The sequence below is a fragment of the Nocardia sp. NPDC059154 genome (assembly GCF_042755705.1).
GTDB lineage: Bacteria > Actinomycetota > Actinomycetes > Mycobacteriales > Mycobacteriaceae > Nocardia.
In genome coordinates this window covers 1-20,966 of the sequence record NZ_JBHZCS010000112.1, presented here as the reverse complement: position 1 = coordinate 20,966, position 20,966 = coordinate 1, and the positions used below count along the sequence as shown (strand labels likewise).

At 68.8% G+C, this 20,966-nt stretch carries 27 protein-coding genes, 2 pseudogenes and 1 riboswitch; of the genes and pseudogenes, 10 read left to right on the top strand and 19 right to left on the bottom strand.

The window, feature by feature from the left end; all coding sequences use genetic code 11:
• Positions 1–218: 218 nt before the first annotated feature.
• Positions 219–797 carry a YdeI family protein gene (locus ACFXN1_RS48325; RefSeq protein WP_379439056.1) on the bottom strand — a complete coding sequence of 193 codons (579 nt, stop codon included), beginning with the start codon at positions 795–797 and terminating at the stop codon, positions 219–221.
• Positions 798–874: 77 nt separating this feature from the next.
• Between ACFXN1_RS48325 and ACFXN1_RS48320 the strand changes: the two genes are divergently transcribed.
• The 3 genes and pseudogenes from ACFXN1_RS48320 to ACFXN1_RS48310 all read left to right on the top strand — a co-directional run bounded on the left by ACFXN1_RS48320 (position 875) and on the right by ACFXN1_RS48310 (position 3,046).
• Positions 875–2,113, top strand: a complete 1,239-nt coding sequence (locus ACFXN1_RS48320; RefSeq protein ID WP_379439054.1) for a serine hydrolase domain-containing protein — start codon at positions 875–877, stop codon at positions 2,111–2,113.
• A gap of 173 nt (positions 2,114–2,286) precedes the next feature.
• Positions 2,287–2,494, top strand: a pseudogene (locus ACFXN1_RS48315) (hypothetical protein); the annotation flags it as partial.
• Between the two features lie 90 nt (positions 2,495–2,584).
• Positions 2,585–3,046, top strand: a complete 462-nt coding sequence (locus tag ACFXN1_RS48310) for a hypothetical protein (protein WP_379403957.1) — start codon at positions 2,585–2,587, stop codon at positions 3,044–3,046.
• A 258-nt stretch (positions 3,047–3,304) separates the two neighbouring features.
• On the opposite strand, the gene ACFXN1_RS48305 is transcribed toward ACFXN1_RS48310, so the two are convergent.
• Positions 3,305–4,162 (bottom strand): helix-turn-helix domain-containing protein, encoded by an 858-nt coding sequence (locus ACFXN1_RS48305; RefSeq protein WP_379439053.1) that lies wholly within the window; start codon positions 4,160–4,162, stop codon positions 3,305–3,307.
• Between the two features lie 117 nt (positions 4,163–4,279).
• Between ACFXN1_RS48305 and ACFXN1_RS48300 the strand changes: the two genes are divergently transcribed.
• Both ACFXN1_RS48300 and ACFXN1_RS48295 read left to right on the top strand, forming a co-directional pair.
• Positions 4,280–4,681 (top strand): heme-binding protein, encoded by a 402-nt coding sequence (locus ACFXN1_RS48300; protein WP_379439051.1) that lies wholly within the window; start codon positions 4,280–4,282, stop codon positions 4,679–4,681.
• Between the two features lie 126 nt (positions 4,682–4,807).
• The gene (locus ACFXN1_RS48295; RefSeq protein ID WP_379403953.1) at positions 4,808–5,101 is read left to right on the top strand and encodes a hypothetical protein; all 294 of its coding nucleotides are present in this window, start codon (positions 4,808–4,810) and stop codon (positions 5,099–5,101) included.
• Between the two features lie 49 nt (positions 5,102–5,150).
• Here the strand turns inward: ACFXN1_RS48295 and ACFXN1_RS48290 are convergent, their stop codons facing one another.
• The 11 genes from ACFXN1_RS48290 to ACFXN1_RS48240 all read right to left on the bottom strand — a co-directional run bounded on the left by ACFXN1_RS48290 (position 5,151) and on the right by ACFXN1_RS48240 (position 12,416).
• Positions 5,151–6,029, bottom strand: a complete 879-nt coding sequence (locus ACFXN1_RS48290; protein ID WP_379439063.1) for an IS5 family transposase — start codon at positions 6,027–6,029, stop codon at positions 5,151–5,153.
• A gap of 165 nt (positions 6,030–6,194) precedes the next feature.
• On the bottom strand, positions 6,195–6,491 hold the full coding sequence (locus ACFXN1_RS48285) for a YbaB/EbfC family DNA-binding protein (protein WP_379439049.1): 297 nt from the start codon (positions 6,489–6,491) through the stop codon (positions 6,195–6,197).
• Positions 6,488–6,826: a hypothetical protein gene (locus ACFXN1_RS48280; RefSeq protein ID WP_354833076.1), complete on the bottom strand. Its 339-nt coding sequence runs from the start codon at positions 6,824–6,826 to the stop codon at positions 6,488–6,490. The genes ACFXN1_RS48285 and ACFXN1_RS48280 overlap by 4 nt, the downstream gene beginning before the upstream one ends.
• Positions 6,823–7,215 carry a hypothetical protein gene (locus tag ACFXN1_RS48275; RefSeq protein WP_379439048.1) on the bottom strand — a complete coding sequence of 131 codons (393 nt, stop codon included), beginning with the start codon at positions 7,213–7,215 and terminating at the stop codon, positions 6,823–6,825. Before ACFXN1_RS48275 ends, ACFXN1_RS48280 begins: the two co-directional genes overlap by 4 nt.
• Positions 7,212–7,826 carry a hypothetical protein gene (locus ACFXN1_RS48270; RefSeq protein ID WP_379439046.1) on the bottom strand — a complete coding sequence of 205 codons (615 nt, stop codon included), beginning with the start codon at positions 7,824–7,826 and terminating at the stop codon, positions 7,212–7,214. The genes ACFXN1_RS48275 and ACFXN1_RS48270 overlap by 4 nt, the downstream gene beginning before the upstream one ends.
• Positions 7,827–7,856: 30 nt before the next feature.
• A complete protein-coding gene (locus ACFXN1_RS48265) occupies positions 7,857–8,198 on the bottom strand; it encodes a hypothetical protein (protein WP_379439045.1) in 342 nt (113 codons plus the stop codon).
• 204 nt (positions 8,199–8,402) lie between these two features.
• A complete protein-coding gene (locus ACFXN1_RS48260) occupies positions 8,403–9,467 on the bottom strand; it encodes a DNA polymerase domain-containing protein (RefSeq protein WP_379439043.1) in 1,065 nt (354 codons plus the stop codon).
• Positions 9,464–10,564, bottom strand: a complete 1,101-nt coding sequence (locus tag ACFXN1_RS48255; RefSeq protein WP_379439042.1) for an ATP-dependent DNA ligase — start codon at positions 10,562–10,564, stop codon at positions 9,464–9,466. Before ACFXN1_RS48255 ends, ACFXN1_RS48260 begins: the two co-directional genes overlap by 4 nt.
• A 51-nt stretch (positions 10,565–10,615) precedes the next feature.
• A complete protein-coding gene (locus ACFXN1_RS48250) occupies positions 10,616–11,011 on the bottom strand; it encodes a cold-shock protein (RefSeq protein ID WP_040863830.1) in 396 nt (131 codons plus the stop codon).
• 43 nt (positions 11,012–11,054) lie between these two features.
• Positions 11,055–12,158, bottom strand: a complete 1,104-nt coding sequence (locus ACFXN1_RS48245) for an SPFH domain-containing protein (RefSeq protein WP_379403946.1) — start codon at positions 12,156–12,158, stop codon at positions 11,055–11,057.
• Between the two features lie 36 nt (positions 12,159–12,194).
• Entirely contained in the window at positions 12,195–12,416 is a 222-nt protein-coding gene (locus ACFXN1_RS48240; protein ID WP_364611276.1) for a hypothetical protein, read from the bottom strand.
• 158 nt (positions 12,417–12,574) lie between these two features.
• On the opposite strand from ACFXN1_RS48240, the gene ACFXN1_RS48235 reads away from it, so the two are divergent.
• Together ACFXN1_RS48235 and ACFXN1_RS48230 are read left to right on the top strand one after the other, a co-directional pair.
• Entirely contained in the window at positions 12,575–12,748 is a 174-nt protein-coding gene (locus ACFXN1_RS48235; RefSeq protein ID WP_379439040.1) for a hypothetical protein, read from the top strand.
• 89 nt (positions 12,749–12,837) lie between these two features.
• Positions 12,838–14,415, top strand: coding sequence for a DHA2 family efflux MFS transporter permease subunit (locus tag ACFXN1_RS48230; protein ID WP_379439039.1), 1,578 nt, complete (start codon positions 12,838–12,840; stop codon positions 14,413–14,415).
• 63 nt (positions 14,416–14,478) lie between these two features.
• Here ACFXN1_RS48230 and mraY read toward each other — a convergent pair whose 3' ends face one another.
• Positions 14,479–15,567 (bottom strand): phospho-N-acetylmuramoyl-pentapeptide-transferase, encoded by a 1,089-nt coding sequence (mraY, locus tag ACFXN1_RS48225; RefSeq protein ID WP_379439037.1) that lies wholly within the window; start codon positions 15,565–15,567, stop codon positions 14,479–14,481.
• Positions 15,568–15,649: 82 nt separating this feature from the next.
• On the opposite strand from mraY, the gene ACFXN1_RS48220 reads away from it, so the two are divergent.
• The 3 genes from ACFXN1_RS48220 to ACFXN1_RS48210 all read left to right on the top strand — a co-directional run bounded on the left by ACFXN1_RS48220 (position 15,650) and on the right by ACFXN1_RS48210 (position 17,960).
• Positions 15,650–16,489 carry a helix-turn-helix transcriptional regulator gene (locus ACFXN1_RS48220; protein WP_379439036.1) on the top strand — a complete coding sequence of 280 codons (840 nt, stop codon included), beginning with the start codon at positions 15,650–15,652 and terminating at the stop codon, positions 16,487–16,489.
• Between the two features lie 142 nt (positions 16,490–16,631).
• A complete protein-coding gene (locus tag ACFXN1_RS48215; protein ID WP_379403941.1) occupies positions 16,632–17,072 on the top strand; it encodes a nitroreductase family deazaflavin-dependent oxidoreductase in 441 nt (146 codons plus the stop codon).
• Between the two features lie 123 nt (positions 17,073–17,195).
• Complete coding sequence (locus ACFXN1_RS48210) at positions 17,196–17,960, top strand: SDR family NAD(P)-dependent oxidoreductase (protein WP_379439034.1); 765 nt, start codon at positions 17,196–17,198, stop codon at positions 17,958–17,960.
• Here the strand turns inward: ACFXN1_RS48210 and ACFXN1_RS48205 are convergent.
• The 5 genes and pseudogenes from ACFXN1_RS48205 to ACFXN1_RS48185 all read right to left on the bottom strand — a co-directional run.
• Entirely contained in the window at positions 17,903–18,637 is a 735-nt protein-coding gene (locus ACFXN1_RS48205; RefSeq protein WP_379439032.1) for an ABC transporter ATP-binding protein, read from the bottom strand. The genes ACFXN1_RS48210 and ACFXN1_RS48205 overlap by 58 nt on opposite strands.
• A gap of 13 nt (positions 18,638–18,650) precedes the next feature.
• Complete coding sequence (locus ACFXN1_RS48200) at positions 18,651–18,896, bottom strand: hypothetical protein (RefSeq protein ID WP_379439030.1); 246 nt, start codon at positions 18,894–18,896, stop codon at positions 18,651–18,653.
• A gap of 26 nt (positions 18,897–18,922) precedes the next feature.
• A complete protein-coding gene (locus tag ACFXN1_RS48195; protein ID WP_379439028.1) occupies positions 18,923–19,303 on the bottom strand; it encodes a hypothetical protein in 381 nt (126 codons plus the stop codon).
• Positions 19,300–20,013: an MgtC/SapB family protein gene (locus tag ACFXN1_RS48190; protein WP_379403938.1), complete on the bottom strand. Its 714-nt coding sequence runs from the start codon at positions 20,011–20,013 to the stop codon at positions 19,300–19,302. Before ACFXN1_RS48190 ends, ACFXN1_RS48195 begins: the two co-directional genes overlap by 4 nt.
• 202 nt (positions 20,014–20,215) lie before the next feature.
• A riboswitch (M-box (ykoK) riboswitch) is annotated at positions 20,216–20,391 on the bottom strand.
• A gap of 72 nt (positions 20,392–20,463) precedes the next feature.
• Positions 20,464–20,966 (bottom strand): annotated as a pseudogene (locus tag ACFXN1_RS48185) (MFS transporter); the annotation flags it as partial.

Genomic DNA, 20,966 nt, shown 5'->3' with positions numbered 1-20,966 from the left:
ACGCGGTCGTCGCGCACGGCAACGCCGCCCAGATCGCCGACCGGCTCGCCGAACACGTGCACGCCGGCGCGAACCATGTCGCGCCGCAGGTCGTCGGCGGGGACTACCTCGAGGTGCTGCGCACCCTCGCGCCGCTGCTGGCCGAACGACTGAACTGAACCTGGCACGAACCGATTCCGCGTGCCCGATACGGCCCGGGCACCCGGAATCGGTGGGTTTCAGTGTGATTCGAGGGTCTCTAGCGCCTTGTCGAGGCGGGAAGCGCGGGTTTTCGCGGTTCTCGTCCGCAGCAACTCCAGCACGATCGCATACTGGCGGGTCCGGTCCAGGGCGTCGAATACCTGCCGGGCGCGGGGCCGATCGGCCAGTGCGGCAGCCAGATCCGGCGGCACCGTGAAGTTCGCCTGCGACGGGTAGGCCGCGGCCCACCGCCCGTCCGCGCGGGCCGCTTCGACCTCGGCGAGTCCCGGCGCGCGCATGCGCCCGGCGGCGGTGAGTCGGGCGACCTTGTCGACATTGACCTGCGACCAGTGGCTGCGCGGGCGGCGCGGCACATACTTCTGCAGGTAGTAGTCGGCGTCGGAGGCCTTGCGCTGCCCGGAGATCCAGCCCCAGCACAGTCCGACATCGACCGCCTCGTCCTCGGTGAGGGTGGCGATACCCGAGCCCTTCTTGGCCATGCGGATCCAAACCCCTTCCGGGCGTGCGTGATTGGCTTCGAGCCAGGCGTCGAAGGCGGCGGCGTCGGGGAAGGTCACCGGATCCATGACCGTCACTGTGGCAGACGGCACCGACATTCGAACTCTCCACCACGCCGGAAAATTGTCCCAGACACATCTTGTCGGGGTGGTCTCCGCGCCGCTACCGTGGATCGATGACGACCTCCAGCTCCGCCGCCGCTGCCGGACTGCCCACCGGGGTGCACGGCACCGCCGAACCCCGATTCGGCTCCGCCATCAAGACTTTCGCCCGCGTCTTCGCCGACCGCCGCGGCAATGGCGGCGCACTGGCGGTGTATCAGCACGGCGAACCGGTCGTCGATGTCTGGGCCGGCGCGGCCGATGCCCACGGCACGCCCTGGACCGCCGACACCGGCGCCATGGTCTACTCCGCGTCCAAGGGTGTCTCGGCGACCGTGCTGGCGCGGCTGGCCGACCGCGGCCTGCTCGACTACTCCGCGCCCGTCGCCGAATACTGGCCCGAGTTCGCCGCCAACGGCAAGGCTCGCATCACCGTCACCGAACTGCTCAGCCACCGCGCCGGCCTGTCGGCGCTGCCCGCCGCCACCCCCGGCGAGGTCCTCGACCACGAACTCATGGAAGCACGCCTGGCCGCCGCGAAACCCGATGACCTGCTGGGCACACCGATCTACCACGCCCTCACCATCGGCTGGCTCATGAGCGGGCTGGCCCGCGCCGTCACCGGCCGCGACATGACCCAGCTCTATCGCAGCGAGGTCGCCGACCCCCTCGGTGTGGACGGCATCCACCTGGGCCGCCCGCCCGCCGGGTCCCGCACCCGGCCCGCCCATCTCGTCGGCTCCCTGAAAACCCTTGCCGAACGCAGCATTCCGGCCCCCGTCGCCGCCGCCGTCCCGCGCCTGCCCCGCCTGCTGCGCGCCCCGCTCTCGTCGATCTACGTGCCCGGCCTGGAATCCATCTTCCGCGGCGACGACCCCGCCATCCTCGACACCGCCCTGCCCGCCGGCAACGCCGTCTGCACCGCCGCGGCGCTGGCGAAAATGTACAGCGCCCTGGCCTGCGACGGATACGTCGACGGCCGCCCCTACCTGTCCACCCCGACCGTCCGCGAACTCGAACGCATCCGCACCTACCGCCTCGACCACAGCCTGCTGGTCCCGTTCTGGCACCTGGGCTATCACAGCCTCCCCGCCGCGCGGGCACCCCGCGGCTACGGCCACGTCGGCGCCTTCGGCTCCACCGGCTGGACCGACCCCCGCTCCGGCATCTCCGTCGGCTTCGTCCACAATCGCATGTCCCTGACCTGGAGCCCCCTCGACCAAACCCTCGTCGTGGCCCTGCTCCACCTCATCCTGCGCGCCGCCCGCGAACCCGCCCTCGACATCGAGCAGCCCACCGCCGGCGCCGCGTGAGCAGGCGCGCGCAGCGAAAAGTCCTACGACACAACACCATCGGGGGTCCAGATCGCATCCGCCACCGGCATCCCGGCAGCCCCGCGTCTCTGTCCCTCGGGCAGTGTTACCGCCGGGGTCTACGACCACGCTGTCGCCCTGGCCCGTCGCGTCGGTATCCGGGCCGAGTTCCCGTTGGGCGCGCGATGGAGCACGATTCACCGACGCTGTTGTTCCGGCTGGCGTGCGAGTATCTGATCTCGGCGCGGATGATCCGGTCGAGCCCCGATACCGTGGGTCGTACATGCTCGCGCGCAGGCACGGCAGCAGCCCTACGACCTGCCGGCGCACAAGCTGACCCCGCGAGGGTGCGCGGAGCTGGACGGGTTGCCGGTCACCGATGCTCGGATGCTGCACGCGGCCAATGGTTGTCGCCCCATTCTGCAACACGTTATAGTTCTGGCCTGATATCCGACGTCACGGAGGGGCAAGATGGCGGGGCAGGTCGAGGCGGCGGCGGTGAGTATCGACCTCGGGATCGATACCCGGGTTACGTTGGTGGCGGCAGGGTTGCTGTTCGTTCTGGCGCTGCTGCTCGGGGTGTGGAAGTACCAGCAGGTCAGCGCTTCTCCGGATGCGAGCGCGCATGTGTATGTCGATATCGCGCATCGGGCTACGCTGCTGTACTCGTTCGCGACGCTGCTGCTCGCGGTATTCACCGAGCTGAGTTCCTGGCCGACGGCGGTGAACCTGACTGCCGATGTGGTGATTCTGTTCTTCTTCGTCGCCGCGATCGCGGCGTACATCTATCACGGGTGGCGGCGCGATACCACGAATCAGTTTCATGGGCAGACGGACAAGCTCGGCACTCGAATCTCGATGGGGTTACTGATCGTGGGTGAGGTCGGCGGGTTCCTGGTGCTGTTCAGCGGGTTTCTCGCCGGGCAGTTCTAACAGCGGGGCCGGACGACTACTGACTGCAGCGCGACCGCTCCAACCCGTCGGACAAGCCGCAACCCGGACCCACCAGCCAGACTCGCGCTGGTCCGCCTCACTCGCTGAACGAGGCGGCGAATTTAGGAGTCTGCGAGCCGATCCATCAAGCTGTTGAGCAACTTTCCGCGCACGATGCACCGCCCGAGTTGGCCAAGCGGGACACCAGTGTGCTCGTCCCAGGCCGAAACGCGGGCGTCTGGTAGAGGTTTGCCCGGGTCAGTGCTGGAGGTCGATCACGCCCGGGCGATATGCCGGCGCATCGGCGTTCCAGGAGCACAGGATTCGCAGGGCCTCGTGACTCGGCGACCCCTCGGGCGCGGTATAGGTGACCAGTGTCTGATCAGATGCCGTAAGTACCTGCAGCACTTGCCAATCCAGTTCCAAATCACCGACCACCGGATGCCGCAACCACTTGCGGCCGCCCGCCAGCGTACGCACGCCGTGCCCGGCCCACCAGCGCCGGAAGTCCGCGTCGCGCACCGACAACTCCCCAACCAGACGCGCAAGCCATGGATCGCCGGGCGTGCGCGCGGCGGCCATCCGCAAACGGTCGACGGCCTCGGCGGCAACCTGGTCCCAGTGCATGAACAGTCCGCGCATCCGAGGTTCCAGAAAAACCATGCGCACCAGGGCCCGCTGAGGCGGGGGTATCTCGGCGAAGTCCAAGAAGAGCGCGGCCGCTCCGGCATTCCACGCCAGAATGTCGGAGCGTGGACCCAACACCAGCGCGGGGGCCGCGAGGGCCGCGAGCAGATCTCGTAGCGGCGCACCGACTTCGGGCTCGGCGGCCCGCCCCCGTCGCGGCCGTGGCTGCACCAGCATGCGCAAGTATTCGTGTTCCTCCGGCGTGAGCCGCAACGCCCGTGCGATCCCCGCCAGCAGGTTCTCCGAGGCCGCCGAGACCCGACCCTGCTCCAGGCGGGTGTAATGATCGACGCTGACCGAGGCCAGCAGCGCGACCTCCTCGCGGCGCAACCCGGGTACTCGACGCGGATTGCCCACCGCCGGCAGCCCGACCTCACCGGGAGACACGGCCGCCCGCTTGGCCTTCAGGAATTCGCCGAGCTCGCTCACGCGCTCCAGTCTGACACCGCCGACCGTCCGGTCCCTGGTGGTGTCATCCCCAGGCACGCCATTCCCTGCCACAACGCCCCCTGGCTCTCTCCGGTCGCCGAGCCGAGTCTGATTGGCATGACAATGCTCTCCATGGACACCGCGGCCCGCCTGGCCACCGCGGGTCACAAAGCTGCCGCCACCATCGATGTCGCCATGAATATCGCCGTCGTCGATCAGGCCGGACACCTGCTGCACTTCAGTCGCAAAGAAGACGCCCTGCTCGGCTGTATCGACCTGGCCCAGCGAAAGGCCAAGACTTCCCTACTCTTTCGCATGGCCACGGCGACGCTGGGTGAGATCTCCCGTCCCGACGGCCCGATCTACGGCATCGAATGGAGCAATGGTGGCCTGATCTCCTTCGGTGGAGGTCTCCCCATCACCGACCCCGAGGGTCGAGTCATCGGCGCGGTCGGCGTCTCCGGCGGCACCGCCGACCAGGATGTCGAGGTTGCCCGAGCCTGCCTGGCCGCCCTCTGACCACCGTGACGATTCTGTCCGGGACGGCACGACCGCGACCGCGGTGACCTGGGTACCCAATTCCGTGTTGCTCACGGCCGGAGCCGGGCCTCTGTTTGTCGGTGACCAGACCTATCGTGTGGGCGTATGACCGATATCGCTCCTCTAGCCTCCGCCGCGCGGGCGGTGTTCGGCGACCCGGGTGTGCACGCCGTCGTGCGGTCCGGGCGTACCGTGCACGCGGTCAGTCTCGGGCACTGGGTCGAGGGCGAGGAGGTTCCGGAGCTGTTGTGCCACACCGGTGTTGCCGGGTGGTCGCCGACTGCGCTGGAACCGACCCGGGCGGAGGTGACCTGTGCCCGGTGTCTGCGCAAGATCGGGGGATCGGTCGCTTCGTCGCGTCAGCTTGCGCTGTTCGGGGACGGCAGCCGGGACGGCTAGGCCGTGTTTTGAAAGTGGGTGTGGGTGGGCGTTCGCCCGCCCACTCTGGTCATAGCCAGTGGTCGATGGCGGCGATGCGGATGGTGGCCAGGTAGCGGACCGCGAGTTTTTCGTATCTGGTTGCCACAGCACGTTTCTGCTTGAGCAGGTTGATCCCGCACTCCACGGCATGGCGCAACTTGTAGTCCTCGGCATCGAATACGTACGGACGGCCACCGGCCGAGCCTTTGTTCTTCCGGTGGGCGGCCTGGTCCTTCTTGATCGGTATCGTCGCTTTGATTCCGCGTTTACGCAGTTGAGCGCGGTTGGCGGCGGAACTGTAGGCATTGTCGGCGCGCACGGTGTCCGGACGGGTGCGTGCCCGCCCGGGGCCGAGCCGGGGCACGGCGATGCCGTCGAGCACGGCGGTGAACTGCGGACTGTCACCGCGCTGGCCGGCGGTGACCACCAGCGACAGTGTCTTGCGGGCCTGCTCACAGGCCAGATGGATCTTGGTGGTCCAGCCACCACGCGAACGCCCGAGAGCATGATCGTCGGGCTCGTCCTCCACCCCGCCTGGCGGTTCGGCCTGCTGGTGGCCGTCGCGGCGAGCGCCAGCAGCGTGCTGATGCGCGCGGGCGATGGTGGAATCGACGCTGATATCCCAGGTGATACGGCCTTCGGCGTCGGCGAAGGCCTGCACCGCTTTGAACAGATACGCCCACACTCCGGCGCGCTGCCAGCGGCGGAACAGCCCATAGATCGTCTGCCACGGCCCGTATCGGTCGGGCACATCCCGCCACGGTGCCCCGCATCGGATTCGCCACCGAATCCCGTCGAGGAGTTGGCGTTTGGTTCGTTTGGGCGGGCGGCCCGCCTTCTTACCGCGGGGCAGCAGCGGCACCAGCCGCGCCCATTGGGCGTCGGTCAGGTCCGCGCGCCCCGTCACCGCTACGCTGGCCACGAGGTCTCCGGTGTGAAGTTGGATCTTGGTCGATCAACCCTCTACCGGAGACCTCACCCATTTACCAACGCGGACAACCTTTTCCAGCCCAAGTGCGTCGGAGTGCCGCTTCACGGCACCCCTCCACACCACCCACTTTCAAAACACGGCCTAGGTGAGGATGCCGCTGAGGTGGGCCAGCAGGTCGGCGCGGTGGCGGGCGGCGGCGGTCGTGGCTGCGGTGATGGTGGCCAGGATGGCGGCGGCGGCCTGCTCGGGTGGGTGGGCGGTGATGGACTCGGCCAGTGTCAGGGCGGTCAGGGTGCCGTCGCCGGCTACCTCGGCGGTGATGGTGCCGTGCAGGCCGGTGGCGTGGCCGGTGACCCGGGCCAGGCCGTCGGCGGCGAGGGTGAGGGCTTCGAGTTGGTCGCCGACCTGGGCGATGAGGGCTTGCATGTCGGCGCTCATAGGGCACGCACCCAGCTGTGCGGGGTGGTGTCGGCGGTGGGGGCGTCCAGGCGGGCGAGTTCGGCGGCGACGGTGTGGGGGTCGGGCAGGCCCAGGCGGTCCAGGAGTACGTCGGCCAGGCCGAAGGCGGCCAGGGCTTCGCGGCGGCGGGCGCGGGCCAGCAGGGTGCAGCGCTGGGCCAGGCGCACGATCTCGGCGGCCAGGGCGGCGGCACCGCGGCCGTATTCGGCGGCCTCGAAACGGAGTTCGATGATCTGGCCGGCGTCGGTGGCGGTCACGGTGATGGTGCGGTTGCTGCTGGTGGTGGTGAACACCGGAACGTCAGGGTCGGTCATGGCTGAGCCTTGATCTGGATGGTGAGAGTCACCGAATACTCGGCGGCGGAATGCTTTTCGATCTCGTGGTAGGTGGTGTGCGTGTCGATGCGCGCGGTGCCGGCCTCGGTGGTGGTGTCGGCCCCGAGCACAGGATCGGTGGCCGCCAGCGGGCCCTGCAGGGCCGCGGCCTGCTCGGGATCGCCCCACAGCGTGGTCCGGTGGCCGGGCCGCGCGGTCGGCAGCTCGTCCCAGCTGTGATCGCGGATATCGCCGGTGACCTCGAAGTCCTCGGTCTCGGGCGGGTCCGCGTCGAGGTCGGGGCCGGGGGTGGGTACCGGGTCCGCGGTACCGGGCAGGGGCACGATCGGCCCGCCTGCGAAGCCGGGCAGGTCGCCGAACAAATTCATGAGATCGTGCCCGCCTGTCCGTCGCGCTGTGTGGTGATGTCGTGGTCGATCCGCAGGCCGGTGGGCACGGTGACCCCGGCCTGGTCGATGGTGGTGATCCGGGCCGTGAGGGTGTCCATGCCGCCGTCGGCGGCCTCGGCCACGCTCAGCCCGTCGCGCACGTAGTCCGCGGCCAGGCTCACCACCGAGTCCAGATCCGCTTGCGAGCGTGCGGCTTTCACCAGCGGCGTGGCCTGCGCCCGGAAATCGGCGATGAGGGCGTCCAGGTCCGCGGCGGCCTTGTCCCGGGTGGCGTAGGCCGAGGTCAACAGCGGCGCAAGGGTTTCTGCTACGTCGGCCAGGGCACCCACCTCATCGCCCGTTCGTTTCAGGACGGGCACCGCCGCCGCGGCGGTCTCGGTGGACGCCAGCGGCGTGATCCCGCCGCGGTGGGCGTCCACGGCCGCGCGCACGGTGCCCGGCACCGCCGCCAGCGCCGCCAGGGCCGTCCCGCCGGGGCGGGTCCCGTCGCCCAGGGCCGCGCGCAGTTGCACCAGCGGCGCGACCAGGGCTGTGACCAGCGCGGGTTCCTCCACCGCGGTGAGGTCTCCGCCCTGAATGCCGGTCTGCATATCGGTTGTCCCCCTGATCCTCCGACGGGCCTACGCCTGGATCTCGTCGGTGCCGGGGGCGGCGCCCGCAATCCTGGCCGCGGACTCGGTGTCCACCGCGCCGAGCACGGTCCCCCACGTGGTGATGGCCTGGCCGTAGGCGCCGGTGAGCGCCGACGCGGCCTGCAGGTGACCGCCGTGGGTGGTCCAGGCCGCCGCCCAGGCCGCGGCGAAGCCGTTGCCGAGGGTCCCCAGCCCGGACAGGTCCATACCGGCCACGGTGTGCGCGTGATCCTTCGCCGTGCCCAGCAGGGCCGCGGCATCACCGGCCGCACTCAGGTACGCGGCGGCGGCCGGGTGGTCCCACGCCACGCGTTCGATATTGCTGTCCATCGAATGCCCCTGCCTGTCGGTGGTGTGTCGGAAACTGTTCGGACAGCACGACATTCCAGATATAGCCCGAGTCGTCGGCGTTGTCGCCGATGACGGTAACGCCACAACTCGCCGTCCGCTACCAGGAGACATCTCACAACCGCACAGCCCCCGGCGAGTGCGGCTCGTCGGGGGCTGTGCGGTGAGAGTGCTACCAGCACACCGCTATTCGGCGGTGTCCTTGCGGGCCTTGCTCGGCTGCACGCGCGGCGGCTCGTTGGGCATCTTCGGATAGACCGGCGGCCAGGGCGCGTCCATCAACCCTGCGGCCATGTCCTTCTCCGACATCTCCAGCAGTGGTTCCAGGGACTGGGGGACACGATCGGCCCACGGGTCACCCAGTTCGGCGACCCGGGCCGGGACCGTCGCGATGGTCAGTTCGTCGGGGACGATCGCCTCCAGCGCCTCCCACGAAATCGGGGTGGACACCTGCGCGCCGACCTTCGGGCGGACACACCAGGCACCGAAAACCGTTTTGTGCGGGGCATTCTGGTTGAAATCGACGAACACCCGCGAACCGCGCTCTTCCTTCCACCAGGCGGCCGTGATGCGGTCGGGGTGGCGGCGCTCGAGCTCGCGGGCCAGCGCGACCGCCGCGGCACGGACCTGATAGCCGTCCCACTGCGGTTGCAGCAGCGCGTACAGGTGCAGACCGCGCGAGCCGGAGGTCTTCACACGCACATCGATGCCCAGTTCGGTGCACAGCTCGCGGGTGGCGAAGGCGGCCGCACGCAGATCGTCGAAACCGATACCGGGGGAGGGGTCCAGATCGATACGCAACTCATCGGTCACACCGGTCGGCGGCAGGACAGTGCCGGCCGCGTCCATGACCGGGGGAAACGTGGAGGCGGCCTCGGCGCCGGCATGGGTCGGCCAGACGTGGAAACCCAGGCAGCCCAGGTTCACCGCCCACACGATGTGCGCCATATCGACCGCGACCAGCGCGTCGCTGGTGGTGCCGTTCGGCGTCGACACCACCGTGGTCTGCAACCAGTCCGGCACCGACTTCGGCACCCGCTTCTGGAACCAGGACTTCCCCGAGGCTCCGTCCGGATACCGTTCCAGCAGCACCGGCCGCCCGCCGATGGTCCGCATGATCGGATCGGCAACGGCCAGATAGTAATTCACCAGATCCAGCTTGGTCTCCCCACGCTTGGAGAAGTACACCTTGCCCGGATTGGAGACGCCGACCGTATGCCCGGCCACTTCGAGCTCCACCGAATCGCTCACCGCGCAGTCCCTTTCGCGTTCCTGGCGTCGGCGAAGATGTCGGCCAGCTCGGCGGGGGCCACCTCGTCGAGCTGGGCGTAGGTGCACGATTCGGGGGTGCGGTCGGTGCGGAACCGCACCAGCCGGCCACCGTGGCGCAGCCGGCCCGCCATCACGTGCTCGTAGCGCACCTCGGCCACCAGCTCCGGGCGCAGCGCCTCCCACGACAGATCCTTGCCGCCGGTCCAGCGGCTCACCCCGCCCGGCATCTTCCCGTCCGCCTTGGCCTGTGCCGCCGCATCGGCCCACGACCGCCACGGATGCTGTTCGAGCGCGTTCTCGCGCAACGGTTCCAGCTCACCCACCAGCTCCTTGCGCCGCGCCGCGGTGAAACTCGACGCCACCCCGACGTGATGCAGATTCCCCTCGTCGTCGAACAACCCCAGCAGCAGCGACCCCACCCCCTGCCCGTCCTTGTGCCAGCGGAACCCGGCCACCACGCAGTCGGCGGTCCGCTCGTGCTTGATCTTGAGCATCACCCGCTTGTCCTGCAGGTACGGCAGATCCGCCGCCTTGGCCATCACCCCGTCGAACCCCGCGCCCTCGAACCTGGTGAACCAGTCCGCCGCCACCTGCGGGTCCTCGGTCATCGGCGTCAGATGCGTGCCCGGGACCTGCCCGTCGAGCACGGTTTCCAGGATCCGCCGCCGCTCGGCGAAGGGCCGATCGGTCAGATCCTGCTCGCCCAGCGCCAGCAGGTCGAAGCCGACGAAGCTGGCCGGTGTCTCCACCGCCAGCTTCTTCACCCGCGAGGCCGCCGGATGCAGCCGGTTCTGCAGCGTGTCGAAATCCAGGCCGTTCTCGGTGACGACCACGATCTCCCCGTCCACCACGCACTTGTCCGGCAGCGCCCGACCCAGTAGTTCCACCAGTTCGGGGAAGTACCGGGTCAGGGGCCGGTCGTTGCGGGAACCCAGTTCGATCTCGTCGCCGTCGCGGAAGACGATGCAGCGGAAGCCGTCCCATTTCGGTTCGAACAGCAACCCCGGGTCACGGGGCAGCTCCGAGACCGATTTGGCCAGCATCGGTTTGACCGGTGGCATGATGGGCAGTTGCACACGACCTCCTCGGTTCGCGGTGGACCCGAGACCGATCGTAATGCGAACCGGTCAGTTCTCGATCCACCCGTGCTGATCGGCGAAGGCGGTGAGCCGGTCGCGAATGGTGATGATCTCCGCCGCGGTCAGCTGCGGCGAGGCATCCAGCAGCAACTCGGTGATCAGCCGGCGATGCTCGGCCGCACTCATCTGCCCCGACCCGCGATGGTCCTTGCCCTTGGCGTGCCGCACCGGGGCCGACTGCCCCGGCACCACCGCCAGGTTGATCGCCTTGGGACCCCGATCACCCTCGGTCACATCGAATTCGAACACCCGCCCCTGGCGCAACTCGTCCTCGTCCAGCCCGATGTCGTTGACGTGCACGAACACATCCGGACCACCGTCTTCCGGACGGATGAATCCGAAACCCCGAGAACTGTCGAACGACACCAATTTCCCGATGGACACCTAAACACCCGCTCCTCGTCGCCGCGTCCCTCTGGCGGTCACTCTAGTCCGCGGGCTGGTCATTGTTGGAGGAAAGTGCCTTTTGCAACGAATTGAAGACCGTCAGCCCCTGGCCCACCATGCCGTTCACGATCTCCGAGACGCCGTCGGGACCGTTGAGCACGGTCAGATTCGCCTTCGACAAGCCCACCGACGCCTGCTTGACGATCTCGGGCAACTGCTCGATCAGCAGCTGATCCAGCGCGATCCGGTTGTTCGACGCCGCCGCCTCGGCCTGGATGCGGGTGCGATCGGCCTCGGCCTCGGCCAGGATCCGCACCCGATCCGCCTCTGCCCGAGCCGGTTTCACCACCTCGGCCTGCAACTGCTGCTCGCGCAGCTCGGCCTGCTTGCGCGCCTGCTCGGCCTGCGCGGAGAGCACCTCCTGCAGGGCGGTGGCCTGCGCGAGCGGACCCGCCTGCGCCGCTTCGGCATTGGCCTTGTCGATATCGCGCTGGTACTGCGCCTTGAGGATCGCGGTCTCGCGCTGATACTCGGCCTGCTTGCGCTGGGACTCCTGCTCGGCCTGGGCCGCCAGCTGCGCGGCCGAGGCCTGCGCGATCTGCGCGTCACGCTTGACCGCGGCATTGTGCGGGGCGGCCAGGGCCGCGATGTAGCCGAGGTTGCCGTCGTCGATGTGCTGGATCTGGAACGAGTCCACCCACAGTCCGATATTGCTCATCTCCACCTTGGAGGCCACCAGCACCTCGTCGGCCAGTTTCTGGCGCTCGCGGATGATCTCCTCCACCGTCATCGAGCCCACGATCGAGCGCAGATGCCCGGAGAAGATGCGCCCGGTCAGCACGCTCATCTCGCGCTCCTGCTCGGACAGGAACCGTTGTGCCGCATTGACGATCGACTGGGTGTCGTTGGCGACCTTGAACGCGATCACCGCCCGCACATCGAGCTGGATGGCCTGCTTGGTGACGCAGCGTTCGCCGATCTCGGCCTCGAACATGGCCAGCGACAGATACCGCACCTTGCGGAACAACGGCACCACCCATGCGCCGTGCCCGATGATCACCCGGAACGGTGCGTTGTCCTTGCCGCCGCGGCCGCCGCTGACCAGCATCGCCTGGTCCGGCGCCGGAACGTGGTACCCGAGCATCGCTGTCTCCCTTATTCGTGGAAAGAAGTTCTCGATCTATCGATCGCCCGGAAGGGGAATCCACGCAACAACATCGACGATGCGCCCCGGATGCACGGCCACGACGAGCACGGTCGCGCCGGCCGGCAACGGCTCCTCGGCGCGGGCGATGTAGAGCTCGGTTCCCCCTCGAATAGCGACCTGCACCTCACCGAGGAGTCCCTTGCCCCGGATCGGCGAGGTCAGCGTACCGGTCAGGCCCACTACCGGGTCGGTCATTGCGAATGAACTCCTCGACTGGATCGCTCGAGAACGCCAGCGTACGCGCGCCGAGGGGCCCATCCGGGGCGCCGAGAGATCGCTGGACATTTGCTACGGCTCGGTATGATCGGGTGATCCGGCTCCTGGCGACCATCGCGCTGCAGAGAGGACCACTCGTGAGCACCGATCACATCCCCGTCGATCCCACCGATTCCGAGGGCAGAAGCAATGTGCGCGAACCGGATCCGGGTGACCCCTCCGAGTTCGAGATGCGGGCCGAGGCCGCCGCCGACGCGGCCGCGGAGAACTTCTACGACAATGACGACGGCCGGCCGCCGCCGCCGGAATGAGACGTGATGACGATGCTGCCCGGATGCCGCCGAAACGCCGATATCAATATGTGCTGGTTTCGTAACCGACCGGCTGGCAGGCTGAACCGGTGACCACCCCTCCGGATACCGTGGCGGCCGATTCCGCCGACGACAAACTGGACATCGGCGTTTTCAAAATCGCCGGTGTCGTGGTGCTCGGCGCCATCATGTCGATCCTCGACGTGACCGTCGTGACCGTAGCGATCCCCACCTTCCAGCACGACTTCGAGACCACCTACGCCATCGCCGCCTGGTCGATGACCGGCTACACCCTCGCCCTGGCGACCGTCATCCCGCTCACCGGCTGGGCCGCCGACCGCTTCGGCACCAAACGCCTCTACATGATGGCGCTGGTGTTCTTCGTGCTCGGCTCGGTGCTGTGTTCGACGGCCTGGAACATCGAGTCCCTCATCGCCTTCCGCGTCATCCAGGGCCTGGGCGGCGGCATGCTCATGCCGCTGGGCATGACGATCATGACCCACGCCGCGGGCCCGCAGCGCATCGGCCGCGTCATGGCCGTGCTGGGCGTGCCGATGCTGCTGGGCCCGATCGGCGGCCCGATCCTCGGCGGCTGGCTGATCGAATCCTTCAGCTGGCACTGGATCTTCCTGATCAACCTGCCCATCGGCATCATCGCGCTGATCCTGGCGTTCGTCGTCTTCCCGCGCGACAACCCCGAACCCTCGCAGAGCTTCGACTTCCTGGGCATGCTGCTGGCCTCACCCGGTCTGGCCGCCTTCCTCTACGGCGTGTCCTCGATTCCCGGTGAGGGCACCGTCAAATCGGCCAAGGTGCTCATCCCCGCGATCGTCGGCCTGGCGCTGCTGATCGGGTTCGTCTTCCACGCCCTGCGCACCGAGCACCCGCTGATCGAACTGCGGCTGTTCACGAACAAGTCGCTGCGCTTCGCGGTGATGACCATGACCCTGTTCGCCATGGCGTTCTTCGGTTCCGGTCTGCTGCTGCCGTCGTATCTGCAGCAGGTGCGCGGGGAATCGACCCTGGCCGCCGGTCTGCTCATCGCCCCGCAGGGCCTGGGCGCCATGCTCACCATGCCGATCGCGGGCCGGCTGGTCGACAAGATCGGGCCCGGCAAGATCGTGCTCACCGGTATCACCGTGATGGCGGTGTCCATGGCGTTCCTGACCCAGGTCAAGGCCGACACCCCCTATACGCTGCTGTGCGGGGTGCTGTTCGTGATGGGTCTGGGCATGGGCTGCACCATGATGCCGACCATGACCGCCGCCATCCAGACGCTGACCCACAGTGAGGTCGCGCGCGGGTCGACGCTGATGAACATCGTCAACCAGACCGCCGGATCCATCGGCACCGCAACCATTTCCGTGGTGCTGACCAGCCTGCTCAACCGGGGCGACACCCTGGGCGGCAAGGGCGTGCAGCTGCCCCCGGGCGCCCCCGACCCGTCGCTGGCCAACGCGGCCATCGGGTCGCGCTACAACGGCCAGCTCGCGCAGCTGCCGCACACCCTGCTCGGCGAGGGCTTCGACCTCGCCGCGCGCGCCTTCGCCCACACCTTCGTGGTGGCGCTGTGCCTGCTGGCGGCCACCTTGATCCCGGCGTTCTTCCTGCCCCGCGCCAAACCGGCCGTGCCCGCCGCGGCCGACGTGCCCGCCGTCGTGCACTGACCCGAAAACCCGTGTGGCCCATCCGGAAACGCTTCCGGGTGGGCCACACGGCATTTCCGGGTCTCAGGGCAGCCGGGAGCCGGTGGTGGTGAGGTGCTCACCGTAGAAGGCGATCAATCCGGTGGCCGAGGCGATCGCGGCCAGCAGCCAGAACCGGATGATGACCGTCGTTTCCGGCCACCCGATCAGCTCGAAATGGTGATGGAACGGGGCCATCTTGAACAGCCGCGTGCGGGTGGTGCGGAACATGACGATCTGCAACAGCACCGACAGGATCTCGGCCACGAACAACGCGCCCACCGCCACCATCAGCAACTCGGTGCGGGTGGTGATCGACAGCCCCGCCAGCAGCCCGCCCAGCGCCAGCGACCCCGTGTCACCCATGAAGATCTTCGCCGGAGCCGCGTTCCACCACAGGAATCCGACACATGCCGCCGTCCCGGCCGCGCACACCAGCGCCAGATCCAGCGGATCGCGCACCGTGTAGCAGCCCGGCACCGCCTTGACCGCGCACGAATGGGTGTACTGCCAGAACGTGATCAGCACATACGACCCCAGCGCCAGACCCACCGAACCCGCCGCCAGCCCGTCCAGGCCGTCGGTGATGTTGACCGCGTTCGACCACGCCACCACCAACAAGATCGCCGCCAGCAGGAACCCGGTCAGCCCCAGCGAGACCGTGGAGATGTCGCGCACGATCGACACCTGACGGCTGCCCGGCGTCAGCCCCGACCCGCCCCGGAAATGCAGGGCCAGCACCCCGAAAAGCACAGCGGCACTGACCTGCCCGAGATACTTGCCCGACGCGGTCAGCCCCAGGCTGCGCTGCTGGGACAGCTTGATGAAATCGTCGAGGAAACCCACCGCGCCCAGCGCGGTCGCCAACCCCAGCACCAGCAGCCCCGACGCGGTCGTGCCGGTCCCCTCGTAGTACATCCCCACCAGATGTGCGGCCCCGTACCCGCACCACAGGGCGATCAGGATCGCCAGCCCGCCCATGGTCGGGGTGCCGTGCTTGGCCCGATGGCTCGCCGGGCCGTCCGCCCGGATCTGCTGTCCCAGCCGGTGGCGGGTGAACACTCGGATCAGCAACGGCGTCACCGTGATCGACACCGCCAGCGCCACCATCGCCGCCACCAGGATCTGCCGCATCCGCCCCCCTCGAGACCCGAATTCGGTCACATGCTAACCGGGACCCGAACGAAACGGGCATGCGTGATTGTTAGCGTGAAGTATGGACACAGCGGGCCGACGACGCGACCACCTGCGAGATTTCCTGCGCGACAGGCGCTCCCGCCTCACCCCCGATCAGGTCGGACTGCCCGCCGCGGGCCGCCGCCGCACCCCCGGCCTGCGCCGCGAGGAAGTCGCCGTCCTCGCCGGCGTCGGCGTCTCCTGGTACACCTGGCTCGAACAGGGCCGCGACATCACCGTCTCCACCGACGTCCTCGACGCCGTCGCCGCCGCCCTGCAGCTCACCGCCCCCGAACGCGCTCACCTCTACGTCCTGGCCGGCCTCAACCCGCCCTGCCCCGCCACCGACAGCGGCACCGGCATCAGCGTCGAGACCCGCAACCTGCTCGACGCCTGGAATCCCCGCCCGGCCGTTCTGCGCGACCGCTACTGGAATGTGCTGGCCTACAACGACACCGCCCGCGCCGTCTTCGGCTACGACGGCCCCGGCGGCAACTGCCTGGTCACCTACTTCACCAACCCGCGCTACCTGGCCATGCCACAGACCTGGTCCGAGGCCGCTCCCGCGGTCGTGGCCGCCTACCGTGCCGACTCCGCACTCTGCCCCGGCGACCCCGGCTTCGACTCCGTCATCACCGACCTCGCTGCCCGCAGCCCGGCATTCGCGCGCCTGTGGTCCCGCCACGATGTCGGCCCGGCCCAGCAGGCGGTCAACGCGCTGGCACATCCCGAGGCCGGTGCACTCCACTTCGACGCCACCACCCTCACCCTCGCCGGCCAATCCGACCGCCACCTGGTTCTCTACAACCCCCGCGCCGGCACCGACACCGCCGCCCGCCTCGACCAGCTCCACTGCCTGCGCCTGGCCCCACCTGCCTGAGCTCGCCGGCACCGAGTCGTGCTCGCGGGCCGCAACCCGGCAATGTTGACCCTGCTCACATTTCTGGTAATGTATGCAGCGCTAACTCGACTCTAGCGGCCATCGTAGAAGGCTTCAATGCACCAGGGACAAGGGGCAGGCGTTGAACAGGTACGCACTCAAAGACGGTGGGGCCAAACTGATGAACCTCGCCCACCGGGTCGTCCTCACCGTCAGCGGGAACAAACTGCTGGCCAACCCGTTCGGGATGCCGGTGGTCGAATTGCACACGGTCGGGCGGAAGTCGGGACTGCCGCGCTCGTGCTACCTGACCGCTCCGGTCCATGACGCCGACCGGGTCGTGCTGGTCGCCTCGAAGGGCGGCGACGACCGCAACCCCGACTGGTACCGCAACCTCCAGGCGCACCCCGATGCCGAACTGGTGATCTACGGCCGGCGGCGAAAAGTGCATGCACACACCGCAGATCACAGCGAGCGAGCCGAACTGTGGCCGCAGATCACCTCGGCATACAAGGGCTACGCGAACTACCAGGAGCGGACCACCCGCGAGATCCCGGTCGTCATCTGCGAGCTGAGGGACTGAGAACGGTCACCACCGGCGGCGCTGTCGCGGTGCCGGCGGGAGCCGTGCCCGGCAAGGTGGTGGTGGCACACCCACGATAACTGCGCACTGTTTACCCATCGCGCGGCCCGGCAGGCTGAAGCCATGACACACAACGGGTTCCGGTTCCAGGACAAGGTCGCGCTCATCACCGGCGGTAGCAGCGGGATGGGGCTGGCCGCCGCGCGGCGGCTCGTCGCGGAGGGGGCGTGGGTGGTCGTGACCGGGCGTGACAAGGACCGGCTGGACACCGCGGTGGCCGAGCTGGGGGAGCGGGCGCTCGGGGTGGCCGGGGACGCCACCGAGCCCGAGGATCTCGCGGCGCTGGTGCGGGTGGTGTCCGAGCGGTTCGGGCGGCTGGATGTGGCGTTCGTGAATGCGGGAATCGGTGCGTTCCAACCTGTTTCGGCGGTCACCGGCGACGAATTCGATCGGGTGGTGGGGATCAACTTCAAGGCCGCGTTCTTCACCGTGCAGCACATGCTGCCGCTGCTGGTCGACGGAGGTGCGATCGTCCTCAACGCCTCCTTCGCCCCGTATCGGGGCGCGCCCGGCGCCGCACTGTACTCGGCGACGAAGGCGGCGGTACAGAATCTGACGCGGACGCTGGCCGCGGAGTTGGCGCCCCGCGGGATCCGGGTGAACTCGGTCAGCCCCGGCTACATCGACACCCCCGCCTACCGCGCCGAGGCCTCCGCCGACGCGCAGGCCGCCGCAGGGGCGCGGGTGGCGCTCGGACGGGTCGGCGACAGCGACGAGGTGGCCGCCGCCGTCGCATTCCTGGCCTCCGCGGACGCCTCCTACATCACCGGTCAGGACCTGCTCGTCGACGGCGGCCTGACCACGGTGATCCCGTCGGCAATGGTGTGAATCAGGACGCGCGCAGATCGGCGGCGGGATCGGCGGTGATGCGGCCGGAATCGGTGTCGTAGTCGTACAACTCGGCGTAGCGGCCCCATCGGAAAGTCCTCGGTGGACCACAGATTCACCAGTTCGGTGCGCAGATTCTCCGCGGTCAGCACATCCAGCGCCGAGAACGGCTCGTCCATCAGCAGCAGATCCGGTTCCAGCACCAGCGCCCGCGCGAACCCGACCCGCTGCCGCATACCGCCCGACAGTTCCTTGGGATAGGCGGTCTCGAACCCGTCCAGCCCGATCCGGTCGATCGCGTCCAGCGCCCGCTGCCGCGGCTGCGCCGGAGCCACCCCACGCGCCGCCAGCCCCAGCTCCACATTGTCCTGCACCGTCAGCCACGGCATCAGCGCGAAGGACTGGAACACCAGCGCCGCACCCGGATTCGCGCCCCGCAACGGCTGCTCCCGGTACCGGACCTGCCCGCCGGTCGGGGCCAGCAGCCCCGCGATCAACCGCAGCAGCGTCGATTTCCCGGACCCCGACCGGCCCAGCGACGCGACGATCTCGCCCTCGCGCAGCTGCAGATTCACCTGATCGAGCACATTGAGCCGCTCCCCGGACGCCCCGGTGAAGGACATGTCGATATCGGTCAGATCCATCAGAACCTGGCCGGTGGCAACGGTATCGGTCATGACATCCTCCACGTCACAGGGAGTAGCGGCGCTGCGCCAGCGCGTACAGCCGCCGCCAGAACAGGCGATTGGTCCCGACGACGAACACGCTCATGGCCAGCACGCCGACCAGGATGCGCGGCCAGTCGCCGTCGCGGGTGGCGTCGGCGATGTAGGCGCCCAGACCCGTCGCGGTCAAGGTGGTGCCACCGAACTTCACGATCTCGGCGACGATCGCGGCATTCCACGCCCCGCCCGCCGCGGTGATCGCACCGGTCACGAAGCTGGGAAAGATCGCGGGCAGGATCAGCCGCCGCCACCACAACCGGCGCGGCAGCCGCAGATCGGCACCGACTGCAGAATGTCCAGCGCCGGCAGCAGCACCTTCTCCGCCCGCGGCAACCGCGCCGCCGCCGTCGCATAGACGAAGGTGAACAGGATCGAGGCGCCCAACGCCAGGAACATCCGCAGCAGCGACCGCGCCGCATAATAGGGCAGCTCGCCAGGATCGGTGGAAACCGTTGCCGGAGCGGTGCTTTCGTTGAACGGCACGCGCATGCCGGCCGACACCTGCACGATCAGCCAGATCAGGATCGCCGCCGCGGCGAACACCGCCGCATCCGCCCACCGCGACCGCGGCCGATCCAGCACCCCGCGCGACGGATACGACCGCAGCGCGGCGTTCACTCCTCGGCCTCCGCCCGGAGCGGCACCGTGCGCCACCCGACGCTGGTCACCGACGGCTCCAGGCTCAACCGGCTCACGGCGGCCTCCATCTGCCGGTCGTCGCGGCGGTCACCGGTCAACTCCGCCCGCACCTGCACCCGGCCCGGGGAGGTGTCGTGGCTCGAGATCGACACCAGCCGGAAATCGGTGCGCGTCAGCGACTGCACCAGCAGCGCCCGCACATGCGCCTCGTGCGCGTCGTCGGTGTCGGCGTGGAAGGCGTACAACGCCTCCTGGGCCTCGACTTCGTCGACACCGGGGCGATCCACCGTGCGCGCCACCGTGCGCAGCGCGGTATTGACCACCACCACCGCCACCGTGCCCGCCACCGCGGTCGAATACATGCCCGCACCCGCGAGCGCTCCCACCGCCGCCGCGCACCACAGCGTCGCGGCGGTGTTCAGGCCGCGGATATTGAACCCGTCGCGCAGGATCACACCCGCGCCCAGGAAGCCGATACCCGAAACGATCTGCGCCGCAACACGAGTCGGATCCGCCGAGGCGCCGTTGAAGCCGTGCGCGGACAGCAGCACGAACAGGGTCGCCCCGGCGGCGACCAGCGAATTCGTGCGCAGTCCGGCCATCCGGGCCCGGAACTGACGCTCGAACCCGATCACCGCGCCCAACCCGACACCCGTGCCGAGCCGCAGCAGCATTTCCCACATGGTCATCTCGATCTCCCAGCGGATGACGGCGCACTCCGGACTCGGACGCTACCGGGGTAGGGGTAGCGGCCGGGAGATTGCAGGAGTGACACCGAGTGAACGATTGGCTAACGGAACTCGATCCGGTCCATCGGGCACGACCACCACCTCCTCGACGCCACACGTACGCATGCCAGGGGGAGTGGGACCGGCGCGAAATCGCCGGTACGAGTACCACCCCTCGTAAGACCTTCAGCACTCCACGGCGTGAACCCGCCACGGGTGGCGGGAGCCGGTCGGGGTATCCCCTTAGCTCGGGGAAACCTGTCCTGATCCGGGGCGTCTCTCGACGTTCGGGATCGCCGGCCTGTATCCGTGAAGGAGCCTCAGCTAACGACGGCACCTTGCGACCAGAAGTAAACACCCGCCCGCCACGATCGGCAACCCGACGTGAGCGCCGTCGCATCCGCCCTCCCGCTAGCGTCGCGCCTCGACCGCGACCCGCGCCACCAGCCGCACCACACACAGCACCGCCACCACCGCCGCGAAGATCTGCACCGCAGCCAGCAAACCGGTCGCGCCCGCCAGCAGCCCGACACCGATGACCGGGCCGCCACTGCCGCAGTAGGCCATCACGAAATAGGTCGACAGCACATCGGCGTGCCGATCGGCCGGCGCGGCCGCATTGATCGCGGTCAATCCCGACAGGAACACCAGGCCGTGACCGGCCCCGGCCAGCACCGTCGCGAACAGCAGCAACGGCAGCGAGGAGACCGCTCCCGCGACCGCCAGCAGTGCCAGGCCCACCGCCAGCAGCGGGAATCCCGTGAAGTCCAGGGCCCGTTCGGGTCTGCCGTAACCCACCAGCTGCGCCACCGCCCACGCCGCGGGCAGCAGAATCCGGCGCCGCCCCAGCGCATCCGAGGCCGGACCGGCGATCAGCAGCGCGGGTATCAGCACCCCCATGTAGACCGCGAACA

Coding starts and splice junctions, on each gene's coding strand:
- ACFXN1_RS48270 (WP_379439046.1), bottom strand. CDS start 7,826: ATGCAGACCGGCATTCAGGGCGGAGACCTCACCGCGGTGGAGGAACCC.
- mraY (WP_379439037.1), bottom strand. CDS start 15,567: ATGCGGCAGATCCTGGTGGCGGCGATGGTGGCGCTGGCGGTGTCGATC.
- ACFXN1_RS48210 (WP_379439034.1), top strand. CDS start 17,196: ATGACACACAACGGGTTCCGGTTCCAGGACAAGGTCGCGCTCATCACC.
- ACFXN1_RS48325 (WP_379439056.1), bottom strand. CDS start 797: ATGTCGGTGCCGTCTGCCACAGTGACGGTCATGGATCCGGTGACCTTC.
- ACFXN1_RS48300 (WP_379439051.1), top strand. CDS start 4,280: ATGACAATGCTCTCCATGGACACCGCGGCCCGCCTGGCCACCGCGGGT.
- ACFXN1_RS48280 (WP_354833076.1), bottom strand. CDS start 6,826: ATGACCGACCCTGACGTTCCGGTGTTCACCACCACCAGCAGCAACCGC.
- ACFXN1_RS48295 (WP_379403953.1), top strand. CDS start 4,808: ATGACCGATATCGCTCCTCTAGCCTCCGCCGCGCGGGCGGTGTTCGGC.
- ACFXN1_RS48310 (WP_379403957.1), top strand. CDS start 2,585: ATGGCGGGGCAGGTCGAGGCGGCGGCGGTGAGTATCGACCTCGGGATC.
- ACFXN1_RS48320 (WP_379439054.1), top strand. CDS start 875: ATGACGACCTCCAGCTCCGCCGCCGCTGCCGGACTGCCCACCGGGGTG.
- ACFXN1_RS48220 (WP_379439036.1), top strand. CDS start 15,650: ATGGACACAGCGGGCCGACGACGCGACCACCTGCGAGATTTCCTGCGC.
- ACFXN1_RS48285 (WP_379439049.1), bottom strand. CDS start 6,491: ATGAGCGCCGACATGCAAGCCCTCATCGCCCAGGTCGGCGACCAACTC.
- ACFXN1_RS48265 (WP_379439045.1), bottom strand. CDS start 8,198: ATGGACAGCAATATCGAACGCGTGGCGTGGGACCACCCGGCCGCCGCC.
- ACFXN1_RS48275 (WP_379439048.1), bottom strand. CDS start 7,215: ATGAATTTGTTCGGCGACCTGCCCGGCTTCGCAGGCGGGCCGATCGTG.
- ACFXN1_RS48245 (WP_379403946.1), bottom strand. CDS start 12,158: ATGCTCGGGTACCACGTTCCGGCGCCGGACCAGGCGATGCTGGTCAGC.
- ACFXN1_RS48190 (WP_379403938.1), bottom strand. CDS start 20,013: ATGACCATGTGGGAAATGCTGCTGCGGCTCGGCACGGGTGTCGGGTTG.
- ACFXN1_RS48240 (WP_364611276.1), bottom strand. CDS start 12,416: ATGACCGACCCGGTAGTGGGCCTGACCGGTACGCTGACCTCGCCGATC.
- ACFXN1_RS48205 (WP_379439032.1), bottom strand. CDS start 18,637: ATGACCGATACCGTTGCCACCGGCCAGGTTCTGATGGATCTGACCGAT.